Below are 13,004 nucleotides of genomic sequence, written 5' to 3' on the forward strand. Positions count from 1 at the left end.
GACGCGAGAGCGTTCGCTCGGGAGCCATCATGTCCACTCCGTCGGTACGTAGGTCGTTCGCCGTCCTCGTCGCGTTGCTCGTCTTCACGGGGAGCGCCGTCGGCGTCGCGAGCGCGCAGGAAGCCCCCTTCGGCGGCGCCATCGTCGTCGCCGAGGGCGAGACGCACGTCGGAACGCTCGAAGCCGCGGCCGGGAGCGTCGTCGTCGCCGGCACCGTCGACGGCGACGTGCAGGCGCTGGCCGGGAACGTCGTCGTCACCGAGACGGGCCGCGTCACCGGCGACGTGGGCGCCGCCGCCGGGTCCGTCACGATAGACGGGGCCGTCGACGGCGACGTGCAGACAGCGAGCGGAACGCTCCTGGTCGGGAGCACCGCCGCCGTCGGCGGGAACCTCGAAGCCGGTGCGGGCGACGTCCGACTCGACGGCACCGTCGACGGCGACGTCACCGTCGGCGCCGAGACGTTCCTCGTCGGGAGCACCGCCGTCGTCGGCGGGAGCGTCACCTACGACGCGGAGACGTTCTCCGTCGCCGACGGCGCGTCCGTCGCCGGAACCGTCACGCGCGACGAGAACCTCGCGACGGCGACGCCCGTCGTCGGCGACGTCGACGGGTTCGTCGTCCCCGAGGGCCTCGTGGCCGCCTACTGGTTGCTCGTCAACCTCGTCCTCGGCGCCGTCCTCCTCGCGGTCGCCCCCCGGTTCGCCGCGCGCGTGACGCGCGTCGGGACGGAGCGGGCGGTCAGGAGCGGCGGCGTCGGCCTCCTCGCCCTGGTCGGCGTCCCCGTCGCGTTGGTGCTGACGCTCTTCACCGTCGTCGGCATCCCGCTGTCGATAGCCGGGTTCGTGCTGTTCGCCCTCGTCCTGTGGGTGACCTCGGTGTACGGCGCGATCGTCGTCGGGACGTGGCTGCTGTCGCTCGGCGAGTACGAGAGCCGCTGGGCCGCGCTCGCGGTGGGGCTGCTGCTCGTGACCCTCGTCGGGTTCGTCCCGTTCGCGGGCGGCGTGCTCCAGTTCCTCGTCCTCCTCGTCGGTCTCGGGGCGTTCGCCCTGGCGCTCCGCGGCGAGGGCGGGACCGACGGCGACGAGTCGGCGGGCGCCGTCGGCGGCGACGAAGCCCCGATGGCCTGAGTCGCCGAGAATTTCCCTCTTCGAGTTCGATGCGTCGGGAGCGTCGGCTACGACGAGTCGGACTTCTCGACGGCGACGACGCGGGTGCCCGCGGCGATGTCGCCGAGTCGACCGTTCCGTTCGGAGACCGGGCGTCTCCCCGTTCCCGTTGACGACGCGTAGTCCGAGCGCCTGTTTACCGGCGGTCCTCCCGGCCGACCCCTCCAGCAGGGTCCAGTACGCGAGGTCCGCGAGGAACGCGCTGACGAGGAGCGGCGCGGTCTCCTGCCAGGTACTCAACGAGTCGACGTTCACGCCCATGGCCACGAGTCCGGCGACGAAGACGACCAGACCGAGAAGCGAGCCGACGACGAGGACGGGAACCAACACTGCCCAGTCGACGAGCAGGGCGACGAATCGCCGGCTGAACACGTCCTTCCCGGGGTCGACGGTGACCCGACCGTTCGCCTCGTCCGAGAGCGTCCGCCCGTCGGTAACTTTCCCCTCGCGGAACCACTCGTATCGAACCGAATAGATTCAGCGAGGGAATTATTTCACGTTCACAGTGACGCAGTGTATAAATATAGGATGGCTAACCTAAATTACTACTGTGGGACGTTCCCGATATCAGAGCATGGCACTGTCGCACGACGACGCCGTCGGCGGGTCGGGTGGGACATCCCGAAGGAGTACTCTCTCCCGGCGGTCGTCGAGTCGCACCCGGCGACGTGGTGAAGGCGTACGTCGTCCTCGGGGAAGGGTACGAGAGGTCACAGAGACTCACGGCCGGGATATAGAGTTCGTGAAGGAGGAGACGTTCGGACGGTAGCGGGTGCGGGTATCGAAACCCCGACAACCGCGCCGGCTCACGTACTTTCTTCTCCCTTCTCGCAGTCTCTCGGGGTAGATGTACGTCGCAGACCAGACGTGGCCCGAACTCGGGGACTACGTCGCCGAGGAGTCCGTCGCGCTGATTCCGCTCGGTTCGACCGAACAGCACGGTCCGCACCTCCCGCTCGCGACCGACCACCTCATCGCCGAGTCGCTCGCGCGGGCGGCGGCCGACCGGGCCGAGGTGCTCTGCGCGCCGACGGTGAACGTCGGCGTCAGCCCCCACCACCGGCAGTTCCACGGGACGATGTGGGTGGACCCGCCGCAGTTCCGCGACTACGTGGAGTCGATGACGCGCAACCTCGCGTACCACGGAATCGACCGCGTGGTGTACGTGAACGCCCACGGCGGCAACGTCCAGCACCTGCGCGAGGTGGGCCGCCGCCTCCGCGACGACGGGACGATGTACGCCGTCGAGTGGATGTGGGACGAGTCCATCCCGGACCTCGTCGACGAGGTGTTCGAGCGCAACGGTCCCCACGCCGGCCCGAAGGAGACGGCGATGATCATGCACGTCGCGGGCGAACTCGTTCGCGAGGACCGCCTCGAAGACGCCCGCGACGGCGGCCTCGTCGACCTCGACGACTCGCCGAACTACATGACGCACGGCGCGCGCACCTTCTTCGACGCCGTCGAGAACTCGGGGAACGGCGCGTTCGGCGACCAGACGGACGCGACGCCCGAGAGCGGCGAACGGTTGTTCGAGGCGGCGACAGAGCAGTTGGTGAAACTGGTCGAGTGGCTGGACGACAGCGACATCGAGGACCTGATGGCGCCCGCGCACGTCGACCCGCAACCCGGCAGTCGGCGGTAGCGTCGCTCGGAGGGCGGTTCGACGGTCCGAGCGTCTGAACGACGGGCTCTTTCCCGAATCAGAACGGCGTCCCGCCCGCTTCGACGACCAGCACGACGGCGGCGTTCGAGAGCGACACGCTCAGATACGCGAGCGCCGGAACGAGGAGCGACCCGGTCCGCTCGTACGCGTAGGCGGCGACGCCGAGCACCGCGAGGTGGGCGAGTGCGAACAAACCCGCGGCGATCGATTCGACCCCGGCGACGCCCGCGAGGAGCAGCGCTGCGGCGAAGAGCGACGCCGTCGCCGCCGCGAGCGACCGTGCGCGTCCGCCGACGGCGTCGGCCGCGTAGCGCAGGACGGCGAGAGCGAGGACGAACGCCGCCGCGCCCGCCAGTTTCCCCCGCTCCGGCACCGCCGTCAATCCGCCGGCGGTGCTCAGCGTCGCGAACGCGGCGACGAGCGTCGTCGCGAGGACGGCGCGCCCGCCGTCGAACGCGCGGGCGAGACTCCCCTGCACGAGCACCTGACAGGTCACCGCGAGGCACGGGACGGCGACGGCCGTCCCCACCCCGACGAGTGCGAGCGTCGCCGGCGACGCGGGGTCCGGATAGTACGTCATCGTCAGCGAACTGTACGGGACGCCGGTGTACAGGCCGACGAACGCGGTGACGCCGACGAGGACGACGGGAGTGGCAACCGCCAGACCGACGAACCGCAGGTCGGCGCGCGAGGGGAGCGACAGTCCGGCGTCGACGCCGCGGACGGCCGCGAAGGCGCCGGCGAGGGCGACGACGCCGAGAGCGAACAGGCCGCCGGCGAACGCGGGGCCGACGGGGACCCATTCGACGGACGGGAGCGACCCGACGGCCGCCCGCGACGCCGCGAGGCCGACGAGGCGGGACCAGACGAAGAGGACGACCAGACCGGCGGTGACGACGCCCAGTTCGGTCGACAGCGGGCGCTTCGCGGACGCGAATCCGCGTTTCGGGGACATAGCCGGGTTACCTATCAGTAGATAATAAAGTTTTCCCGAGAGGCATCTCCCTCTCGCGGGCGCGTCCCGAACGCGAGAGCGGTCGCTCGCAGCGGGTTAAAATACCGAGAATCATGATGAGAATCGACGTGACCGCCGACCGCAGTACCGCTACCGTATTGCGTTCTTACAGGCGTTGAAGATTCGTCGCGCGGGGACCCTTGTCCGCCTGTTCGATGTCGAACTCGACTTCCTGGCCCTCTTCGAGGTCCGGGCCGCCGACGTCTTCCATGTGGAAGAAGACGTCTTCGTCCGAGTCTTCGCTTTCGATAAATCCGTAGCCGCCGGTGTCGTTAAAGAACGCAACCGTACCTTTCGCCATTGCGAGTTGACAGTGGTCGACCGAGTTGATAAGGCTTCCGCCGTCGACTCGCGAGCCGGAGTGTCACGCGCCGGACATAGTCAGCGAGAGAACGGACACGCGGCGGACGGCGTCGAAGTCGCGCAGACGGTAGACGAGTCGGCGCACGCGTTCGGCCGGCCCGTCGCAGAACGCAACCTCGAAGCACCAGTGACCGTGATGGGTGTGGCTCGTCGCTTCGATGACGTCCTCGAAGTCGTGTTGAACGGTGTGTAACTCGCGGATGACGGCCTCGTGTTCGTAGTCGAACGCGACGACGGCCGCGATGTCCCCCTCGGCCTCCTCCAGTCGCGTGTGCGATTCGACGTACTCCAGCATCGCCTCGCGTATCGCCCGCGAACGGGAGTCGAGGCCCTCGGCTTCCCACACCGCGTCGAACTCCGCGAGGACGTCGTCGGGGACGTTCAGACTCGTTCGCATGGGTCTCCCTCCGCGGAGGAGGCGTAAGAATCGTCGCATCCGGCTCGCGGATTATTACGAACTCCTCGAAACCGTCTTAACAGCCGTTATCACCGCCCGAAGATAGGATTCTGGTATGGCGACGGACCTGCTCGGACTGTTCGGCGGCGCGGTCGCACTCGGTATCGTCCACGGCGTCGAACCGGGACACGGGTGGCCTGTCGCCGCCTCCTACGCGATGGAGAAGAAGAACAAGTGGCTCTCCGGGGCGGCCGCCGGGACGATACTCGGCGTCGGCCACCTGATAAGCAGCATCGCCATGGTGCTCGTCTTCTTCGCGGCGAAATCGTACTTCGACCTGACGCAACTGCCGTGGATATCGCAGGTCGCGGGCGTCCTGCTGATCCTCCTGGGGCTGAACGAACTCCGCGGCGGCGGGCACGGCCACGACCACGGCGGGGACGACGGACACGACGGACACGACCACCACGACCACACGCACGACGGCCACGACCACGACCACCATGACGACCACGACCACCGCGACGAGGGCGGCGTCCTCACCCGCCTGAAGTCCGCACTGCCGTTCGTCGGCGGGCACTCGCACTCGCATTCGCACGACCGCTCCCACGGCTTCGACGGCGACGCCTCGGGGACGACCCTGTGGAGTCTCGCGTGGTTCGCGTTCGTCCTCGGGTTCGCCCACGAGGAGGAGTTCGAGATTCTGCTCCTGTGTACGGGGTCGAGCTACTGTCTGGAACTCATGAGCGCGTACGCGCTGGCCGTCCTCGCCGGTATCGTCTCGCTGACGCTGCTGCTCGTCGCGGGCTACTACCGCTACGAGGACCGCGTGGAATCGCTGGCCGAGCACTTCCCCACCATCTCGGCCGCGATTCTGATCCTGATGGGACTCGGGTTCCTGACGGGACTGTTCTGACGCGTCGACCCGCTCACTCCCGCTTTTCGCGCCCCAACGCGTGAAACTCCTCGTTCGGTCGCATGTCCGCGAACATCGCCATCCGGTTCGAGAGGTTGAACATCGCCGTCACGGAGGCGATATCCCAGATGGCCTCCTCGGAGTACCCCGCCTCGGCCAGTCGCTCCACATCCGACTCGGTCACCTCGCGCGGCGACTCGGTGAGTTTCACGGCGACGTCGAGCATCGCCATGCGTTTCTCCGAGATGTCGGCCTGCCGGTAGTTGGCGACGAGTTGGTCCGCGAGCGTCGGGTCCTTCGCGTAGATGCGGACGAGGGCGCCGTGGGCGACGTTGCAGTAGTAGCAGTGGTTGACGCCCGAGACGGCGACGATTATCATCTCTATCTCCTCTCGGTCGAGCGCGGAGTCCTCCACGAGGGCGTCGTGGTAGGCGAAGAACGCGCGGAAGTGGCTCGGCTTGTACGCGAACGCCGAGAAGACGTTCGGCGTGAACCCCGCGCGTTCGGTCTCCTCGTCGATTCGCTCCTGCAGGTCCTCGGGCAGGTCCTCGTAGTCGGGCACCGGGAATCGGGTCATCGCGTCGTCGGCCAGTTCCATGCGCGAGACTATCCCGGTCGACCCTTATATTCTCGCTCGGCGCTCGGGTTCCGGTTCGGGACTACTCCGCCCCCCGGCCCTCGGCCGCCGGTCGCTCCTCCCGGTCGACCAGCGCGAACAGTTCGTCCCAGTCCTCCTCGGCCGGGAGTCGCTCGCGGACGGTGTCGACGGCTCCCTCGGTGGTCGCGTCGTCGACGACGCTCAGGACGACTCGCGCGTGGTGGGCGGCGGTACCGCCCGCGCCCTCGTCGTAGCCCCCCGCCTCGACGAGACGGCCGACGAACTCCCCCCACGCGAAGCGCTCGGTCCCCTCCTCCTTCGTGAGGAAGCGTTCGAGTTCGCCGGGGAGCTGCGCCCCGAGGCGTTCCGCGGCCTCCGAGTCGACGCGCCGGCCGAGCGTCTCGAACGTGATTCGCGTCGCTCTGAGGGCGTCCTCCGTCGACGCGAGCTGTCCGCGGCTCTCCACCCTGCCGAGGAAGGTGTCGAAGTCCATCTTTCGCACCAGTCCGACGGGAACGTCAATAGGTACTGTGCCCGCGGGTCGGCCGGCGGTGGCGGTGGTGGCCCGGCGGGGAAAAGCGATTAACCTCCGTCGCGCACATGTAGAACCATCATGTACGAGCGCATACTCGTGCCGGTCGACGGCAGCGACGGCTCCGAGGAGGTCCTGTACCACGCGGGCGAGATGGCGCAGCGGACCGACGGCGAACTCACGCTGCTGTTCGTCGCCGACACGAGCAGGGACAGCGTCACCGTCGTCGAGAACGACGTGGTCGACGCCCTCGAAGAGGAGGGGGCCGACATCGTCGAGGGCGCCGGCGGAGTGCTCGACTCGCTCGGCGTCGACTACTCGACGGACGTGGTGCAGGGCGACGTGGTCCCCACCATCGTCGACTACGCCGAGGAGTACGACTACGACGCCGTCGTGATGCCGACGCAGGGGAAACAGGGCCTCTCAAAGCAGTTGCTGGGAAGCGTCACGGAGAAGGTCGTCCGCCTCTCCGAGCGGCCGGTCGTCACGGTCCGCACGGGCACCGAGCGGTCCCTGTCGTTCCCCTACGAGCGGATCCTCGTGGCGACCGACGGGAGTTCGACGGCGACGTACGCGGCCGAACACGCCGTCGACCTGGCGGCGTCGCTCGGCGCGACGCTGCACGTGCTCAGCGTCGTCGACGACTCGCTGCTCGGACTCGACGTGCGCTCTGCGCTCTCCGGGGCCGAGGAGGAGGAGGCCGCCGAGGAGGCCGTCGAGAACGTCGTCCTCGCCGCGGAGTCCCGCGACGTCGACGTCGAGAGCCACGTCGAGCACGAGTCGCCGCACGAGGCCATCCTCGACGCCGTCGAGTCGTACGACATCGACGCCGTCGTGATGGGAACGACGGGGAAGGGCGCCGTCGACCGCATCCTACTCGGCAGCGTCGCCGAGAAGACGGTCCGCACGTCGCCGGTGCCGGTGGTCACCGTCCACGAACCCTCGGAGTAACGCTGACGAAGTCGGACACGGACTCTCAGACCGCGACGGCCGCGTACAGCGCCCCTGCGGCGGCGAACACGCCCAGTCCGAACAGCGCGTAGTTGGCGACGCGGTTGTCCGCCCGCCACGCCGAGGCGGTGTAGCGGCGACCGGAGAGCGGCCACAGGAAGTTCACGCCCATCGGCGTGAGGGCGTCGCCGAGCAGGTGCGCGAAGACGGTGAGAGAGCCGAGGCAGAACGCGAAGACGGCGAGGCTCCCGTCCGCGAGGGCGGCGAGTCCGGCGTCGCCCACGCCGACGCCCGCGGACGTCAGCGCGCGGACGGCGCCGGCGAAGGCGCCGCCGACGAGCGCCGCGAAGAGAAGCGAGTGCGTCGGGCCGCGGTGCGGCAGGCCCGGAATCCGGTGGTCGACGTCCGGCAGCATCGTCAGCCACAGCATCGTCGCCCCGACGACGAACGCGAGGTCCGGGCGGCCGAGGCGGACGAGAGCGAACCCGACGGGCGCGAAGACGAGGAGCGAGACGCCGCAGTGTCCCTTCCAGTACATACCTCCGGTCTCGCCGGAACTCGGAAAAGCTGATTGGTCGGCGGCGACGACCGTACGGGAAACCGTTATCTCCGGACGCGTCCTCTCTCAGGCATGCTCGGCCCATTCGCGGGCGCGTTCGAGGGTCTCTCCGCGGTGGAGGCGACGGCCGCCCTCCTCCTCGTCTCCGTCGCCGCCGCCCTCGCCCTGGAGTTCGTCGTCCTCCGGACGGCCCGCCGCTACGTCGTCCACACCGACAGCGCCTACGACGACATCGTTCTCTCCGAATTGCGAGCGCCGCTGGTCGTCACCGCGGCCCTGGCGGGCGTGCTCCTCCTCACGCAGGTGCCGGCCGTGCGGGCGTCGACGGTGTTCCCGCCGGCGACGCTCGACACCTTCTTCGGCAAACCCTCGGTGTCGGTCATCGTCCTCGTCTGGGCGTACGCGGCCAACCGCGCGGTGAACCGACTCGTCGAACGCGTGAACGAGGAGGGCGGCCGGTTCGACTTCGCGCCCGTCCTCTCGAACGTCTGGACGCTCGTGGTCGTTCTCGGCGGCGCGGCCACCCTGCTGTACGTCTGGGACATCGAGATAACGCCGCTGCTCGGCGCGGCGGGCGTCGCCGGCATCGCCGTGGGCTTCGCCGCGAAGGACACCGTCGCCAACTTCTTCGGGGGAATCGCGCTGTACTTCGACGACACGTACAAACTCGGCGACTTCATCGTCCTCGACGACGGCACGTCTGGGTCCGTTGTGAAGGTGGGCATCCGCTCGACGACGCTTCTCACCCGCGACGAACTGATGGTGACGGTGCCGAACTCCGTGCTCAACGCGGCGAAGATAACGAACGAGTCCGCGCCGCAGCGACGCCGACGCATCCGCGTCCCCCTCTCCGTGGCCTACGGCACCGACCTGGACGAGTTCGAGGCGTTGGCCGTCGACGCGGCCGACGCGGAGTCGCTCGTCCTCGACTCGCCGAAACCCCGGATGCGCTTCCGCCGGTTCGGCGACTCCGCCCTGGAGTACGAACTGCTCTGCTGGGTGAGCGCCCCCACGCGCCGCCGCCGCGCCCAGCACGAACTGAACCGCGCGCTGTACGCGGCGCTTGACGACGCCGAGATAGAGATTCCCTTCCCGAAGCGGGACGTAACGCTGACGACGGCCGCCGCGCCCGCGGCGCAGGGGACGACCCGAGGGGCACCCGGTTCGAGCGACACCGACGCCGACTCCGGGGCGGACGAACGGGTGGCGACGGACGGCGCAGGCGGGGCGGGTGGGGCGGACGAGGGCGTCGAGAGGGGCGACGCGGATGCGGACGCCAGCCCGAAACGGTAACCCCGCGGCGTCCGAAGCGCCGGCATGGCCGTGCTGCTCCAGACCGTTGTCGCGCGCTTCTTCGATTGGCTCGTCGGGTCGTACGGGCCGTTCGTCATCCCGGTGCTCCTGTTCGCCGTCGGGGCCGTCGGCTACCTCGTCCTCGTCGCCGCCGGCCGCGCCGGCATCGCGGAGGAACTGGTCGAGACCGACGAGATGGGGTGGGGGGAGTCGCCGCCCGACAGCCCGAACGACGGCGAGGAGAAGTGGCAGCGCTGAGCGGCTACTCGCGGTTCCACGGCGCCGCCTCCGGGTCGACGAGTCGACGCTCCTCCTCGATACCGTCGAGCGCCGCGAGGTCCTCCCCGTCCAGTCGCAACTCGGTCGCGGCGAGGTTGTCCGCGGCGTGGTCGCCCGACCCCTTCGGGATGGGGACGACCCCCTTCTCGACGGCCCACGCGAGACACACCCGCGCCGGGGACGCGCCGCGCCGCGTCGCCACTTCGGAGACGACGGGGTGGTCGAAAATCTCGCCGCGCGCGAGGGGGACGTAGGCGACGAGGCGGTGGTCGTGCTCCTCCGCGTACGCGCGGAGTTCCTCCTGCGGGAAGAGCGGGTGACACTCCACCTGGTGGGCCGCGACGGGGGCGTCGAGAATCTCGCGCGCCTCGTCCGACAGCGCGGGCGTGAAGTTGCTGAGACAGACGTGGTCTATCAGGCCGTCCTTACGGAGTTCGTCGAACGCCGGGAGCGTCTCCTCGGCGTCGTACGCCTCGGTCGGCCAGTGGACGTACAACATTTCCACCTTCTCGACGCCGAGTCTGTTCAGACTCTCCCTCGCGGTGCGCTTCACGTCCTCGGGCGCGAGGTTCTCGGGACGAACCTTCGTCGCCAGGACGACGTCCTCGCGGTCGACGTCGCTCTCCGCCACCGCCTCGCCGACCTCCGCCTCGTTGTCGTACATCTGCGCGGTGTCGAGGTGTCGGTAGCCGACGCGGAGCGCGCGGGCCACGTCCTCCTTCGTCGCGCCGCCGGTGCCGTACCCGATATCGGGAAGGTCGAGCGCCGTCATCGGTCCGTCACTCGCGGTTCCACGGCCCCATGTCGGGGTCGATGACGCGCTTTCGCTCCTCGATTCCGTCTATCTTCTCGAGGTCCGCCTCGTCCAAGTCCATCTCGGCGGCCGCGAGGTTGTCGGCGACGTGGTCGCCCGAGGACTTCGGGATGGGGACGATGCCGTGCTCGACGGCCCACGCGATGCACACCTCGGCCGTCGAGGCGTCGTGTTTCTCGGCCACCTCGGAGAGCACGGGGTGGTCGAGTATCTTCCCCCGACCGAGCGGCGAGTAGGCGACGAGGTGGTGGTCGTGTTCGTCGGCGTACGCGCGGAGTTCCTCCTGGGGGAGAAGCGGGTGACACTCCACCTGGTGGGCCGCGACGGGGGACTCCAGAATCTCGCGCGCTTCGTCCAAGAGGTCCGGTTCGAAGTTGCTGAGACAGACGTGCTCGACGAGACCCTCCTCGCGGAGTTCGTCGAACGCCGGAAGCGTCTCCTCGGCGTCGTAGGCGTCGGCGGGCCAGTGGACGTACAGCATCTCCACAGAGTCGACGCCGAGACGGTCGAGGCTCTCCTCGGCCGTCTCCCTCACGTCCTCGGGCGCGAGGTTTCCGGGCTCTATCTTCGTCGCCAACACGATATCGTCGCGGTCGACGTCACTCTGCGCGATGCCGGCGCCGACCTCCGCCTCGTTGTCGTACATCTGCGCCGTGTCGACGAAGCGGTAGCCGGCGTCCAACGCCGCGACGACGTTGTCGGTCCACTCGTCGCCTTCCTCGTCGCCGGAGGTGCCGTAGCCTATCGCGGGGAGGTCGAGGTCTGTCACGTTCGGTGGGAGGGACGGGTCGGTAAAAGGCGTGTGCGAGGCGGAAAACGGCGGGGACGACGGGAATGAGACCTCAGTCGCCCTTCGTCCCGCCGCGGACGAAGCGGTCGTACGCGGAGGCGAACTCCTCGTCGGCCTCGGCGGACGCCTCCCACTCGTTCAGCCCGCGTTCCTCGCGCGTCCCCTCGATGGTGTTGTCGAGGACGAACGCGAACAGGCCGCCGACGGCCATCCCGGTCGACCCGATGACGAAGACGGTGTTCGAGACGACCTGCGCACCGAGAATCGGACCGAGGTAGGCGACGGCCGCCATCCCCTCCTGAAACGCGCTCGCGGACCCGACGTTCGCCATGTAGGTGGGGACGGCGAGGCCGACGAACAGCGAGACGCCGACGACGAAGATGTTGCGCGAGGAGTCGAGGTCGACGTACTTCAGGTTCGAGAGGCCGACGGCGACGATTTGCCCGAACATGGCGATGTAGAGGCCGCCGACGACGGGGTCGGGGATGGTGGCGACGAGTTGGCCGAAGTAGCCGACGAAGCCGACGACCAGCATGACGGCGGCGCCGATTTGGACGACGTAGCGGGAGGCGACGCCGGTGAGGCCGATGGCGCCGATGTTCTCCGAGTAGGAGGTCGACCCCGACCCGCCCATGAGCGCGGAGAAGACGTTCATCAGCCCCTCCATCCCGATGCCGTGGTTGATGCGCTTCTCGGAGGGGGCGCCGACGCCCGAGAGGCGCGCGACGGCGTGGTAGTCGCCGAGGCTCTCTATCATCGAGGCGCCGACGCCGGCGAGCATCCCGACGACGAACGCGGAGGTGACCTGCGGGATGCCGAACGCCACCTCGCCGAGGAGGGGGAGGGCGACGGTGACGGCGTTCGGTCCGCCCGCGAAGCCCCACTGGAGGGGGTAGATGGGGACGAACGCGGGCGCCGACAGCACCGCCCCGAAGTCGACGTAGCCCGAGGTACCGGGCGCGTAGACGCCGACCGCGGAGAGCACCGCCGCGATGCCGTAGGCGACGACGATGCCGAGGAGAACCGGGAACAGGCCGAACACGCGGTGCGCCGTATCGACGTACTGCGAGAAGAGGACGATGAGGAGCAGCGTCAGACCGAGGAGGGGGATGTTGTTCGTCGCCGAGGTGACCTGTCCGGTGTTGAACAGCGAGAGGCCGATGAGGGCGATGGTGGGCGCGATGACGACCGGCGAGAGAAAGGAGCGGAGTTTCCCGAGGAGTCCGAGGTAGCCGACCAGAATCTCGACGAGGGCGGCGACGAGTATCGCCCCCTGTAACTGGAGGAGGGCGGCCTGCCACGCCGGCCCCGTCGGATTGCTCGCCGTCACGACGCCGACGACGGCCAGGGCGGGCGCGAGCATCGAGAACGGCGCGCCCTGCACGATGGGGTAGCGGTTGCCGAACGTCGTCTGCGCCAGCGTCGCCACGCCGGAGACGACGAAGAACGTTCCGACGAACCGCGGGACGATGTCGGCGGGCATGCCGAGGGCGCCCGCGAGGATGAGCGGAACGGCGATGTTCGCCCCGACCATCGTCAGGTAGTGTTGGACGCCGAGGAGGAGGGAGGTGCCGAGCGGTGGTCTGTCTTCGATGCCGTAGGCCACGAAGGAGTCGTCGTCCCGACTCACGCGGAATCGCCGTCCATGTTCGTCGTTCTGTC

General features: G+C 68.9%; 15 protein-coding genes and 1 pseudogene. 6 read left to right on the forward strand and 10 right to left on the reverse strand.

Translation table 11 applies throughout. The annotated features are described in order from the left end of the window. The first annotated feature begins 29 nt into the window (after window positions 1–29). Window positions 30–1,130, forward strand: coding sequence for a bactofilin family protein (locus tag NDI79_RS02625; protein WP_310926895.1), 1,101 nt, complete (start codon window positions 30–32; stop codon window positions 1,128–1,130). A gap of 111 nt (window positions 1,131–1,241) precedes the next feature. Here the strand turns inward: NDI79_RS02625 and NDI79_RS23560 are convergent. Next, window positions 1,242–1,541, reverse strand: a pseudogene (locus NDI79_RS23560) (RDD family protein); the annotation flags it as partial. A gap of 475 nt (window positions 1,542–2,016) precedes the next feature. On the opposite strand from NDI79_RS23560, the gene NDI79_RS02630 reads away from it, so the two are divergent. Then, a complete protein-coding gene (locus NDI79_RS02630; protein ID WP_310926896.1) occupies window positions 2,017–2,814 on the forward strand; it encodes a creatininase family protein in 798 nt (265 codons plus the stop codon). Window positions 2,815–2,872: 58 nt separating this feature from the next. Here the strand turns inward: NDI79_RS02630 and NDI79_RS02635 are convergent, their stop codons facing one another. The 3 genes from NDI79_RS02635 to NDI79_RS02645 all read right to left on the reverse strand — a co-directional run bounded on the left by NDI79_RS02635 (window position 2,873) and on the right by NDI79_RS02645 (window position 4,610). Beyond that, window positions 2,873–3,790: a hypothetical protein gene (locus NDI79_RS02635; RefSeq protein WP_310926897.1), complete on the reverse strand. Its 918-nt coding sequence runs from the start codon at window positions 3,788–3,790 to the stop codon at window positions 2,873–2,875. Between the two features lie 166 nt (window positions 3,791–3,956). After that, window positions 3,957–4,151, reverse strand: coding sequence for a cold-shock protein (locus tag NDI79_RS02640; protein ID WP_121558331.1), 195 nt, complete (start codon window positions 4,149–4,151; stop codon window positions 3,957–3,959). A gap of 63 nt (window positions 4,152–4,214) precedes the next feature. Beyond that, on the reverse strand, window positions 4,215–4,610 hold the full coding sequence (locus tag NDI79_RS02645; RefSeq protein WP_310926898.1) for a CopG family ribbon-helix-helix protein: 396 nt from the start codon (window positions 4,608–4,610) through the stop codon (window positions 4,215–4,217). A 115-nt stretch (window positions 4,611–4,725) separates the two neighbouring features. On the opposite strand from NDI79_RS02645, the gene NDI79_RS02650 reads away from it, so the two are divergent. Further along, a complete protein-coding gene (locus NDI79_RS02650) occupies window positions 4,726–5,526 on the forward strand; it encodes a hypothetical protein (RefSeq protein ID WP_310926899.1) in 801 nt (266 codons plus the stop codon). A gap of 13 nt (window positions 5,527–5,539) precedes the next feature. Here NDI79_RS02650 and NDI79_RS02655 read toward each other — a convergent pair whose 3' ends face one another. Further along, window positions 5,540–6,118: a peroxidase-related enzyme gene (locus NDI79_RS02655; RefSeq protein ID WP_310927619.1), complete on the reverse strand. Its 579-nt coding sequence runs from the start codon at window positions 6,116–6,118 to the stop codon at window positions 5,540–5,542. A gap of 67 nt (window positions 6,119–6,185) precedes the next feature. After that, on the reverse strand, window positions 6,186–6,617 hold the full coding sequence (locus NDI79_RS02660; protein ID WP_310926900.1) for a DUF2267 domain-containing protein: 432 nt from the start codon (window positions 6,615–6,617) through the stop codon (window positions 6,186–6,188). Between the two features lie 120 nt (window positions 6,618–6,737). Here NDI79_RS02660 and NDI79_RS02665 point away from each other — a divergent pair, with 120 nt between their 5' ends. Next, window positions 6,738–7,607, forward strand: coding sequence for a universal stress protein (locus NDI79_RS02665; RefSeq protein WP_310926901.1), 870 nt, complete (start codon window positions 6,738–6,740; stop codon window positions 7,605–7,607). A gap of 25 nt (window positions 7,608–7,632) precedes the next feature. Here the strand turns inward: NDI79_RS02665 and NDI79_RS02670 are convergent, their stop codons facing one another. Then, window positions 7,633–8,145, reverse strand: coding sequence for a metal-dependent hydrolase (locus tag NDI79_RS02670; RefSeq protein WP_310926902.1), 513 nt, complete (start codon window positions 8,143–8,145; stop codon window positions 7,633–7,635). A gap of 93 nt (window positions 8,146–8,238) precedes the next feature. On the opposite strand from NDI79_RS02670, the gene NDI79_RS02675 reads away from it, so the two are divergent. Then, window positions 8,239–9,459, forward strand: a complete 1,221-nt coding sequence (locus NDI79_RS02675; RefSeq protein ID WP_310926903.1) for a mechanosensitive ion channel family protein — start codon at window positions 8,239–8,241, stop codon at window positions 9,457–9,459. 24 nt (window positions 9,460–9,483) lie between these two features. Then, complete coding sequence (locus NDI79_RS02680) at window positions 9,484–9,717, forward strand: hypothetical protein (protein WP_310927645.1); 234 nt, start codon at window positions 9,484–9,486, stop codon at window positions 9,715–9,717. 4 nt (window positions 9,718–9,721) lie between these two features. Here the strand turns inward: NDI79_RS02680 and NDI79_RS02685 are convergent, their stop codons facing one another. The 3 genes from NDI79_RS02685 to NDI79_RS02695 form a co-directional block, all read right to left on the reverse strand. Beyond that, the gene (locus tag NDI79_RS02685) at window positions 9,722–10,510 is read right to left on the reverse strand and encodes an aldo/keto reductase (RefSeq protein WP_310926904.1); all 789 of its coding nucleotides are present in this window, start codon (window positions 10,508–10,510) and stop codon (window positions 9,722–9,724) included. Window positions 10,511–10,517: 7 nt separating this feature from the next. Further along, the gene (locus tag NDI79_RS02690; RefSeq protein ID WP_310926905.1) at window positions 10,518–11,321 is read right to left on the reverse strand and encodes an aldo/keto reductase; all 804 of its coding nucleotides are present in this window, start codon (window positions 11,319–11,321) and stop codon (window positions 10,518–10,520) included. A 73-nt stretch (window positions 11,322–11,394) separates the two neighbouring features. Beyond that, window positions 11,395–12,972 carry a uracil-xanthine permease family protein gene (locus NDI79_RS02695; protein ID WP_310926906.1) on the reverse strand — a complete coding sequence of 526 codons (1,578 nt, stop codon included), beginning with the start codon at window positions 12,970–12,972 and terminating at the stop codon, window positions 11,395–11,397. Window positions 12,973–13,004: the final 32 nt, after the last annotated feature.

This window comes from Halogeometricum sp. S3BR5-2, assembly GCF_031624635.1.
GTDB classification, from domain to species: domain Archaea; phylum Halobacteriota; class Halobacteria; order Halobacteriales; family Haloferacaceae; genus Halogeometricum; species Halogeometricum luteum.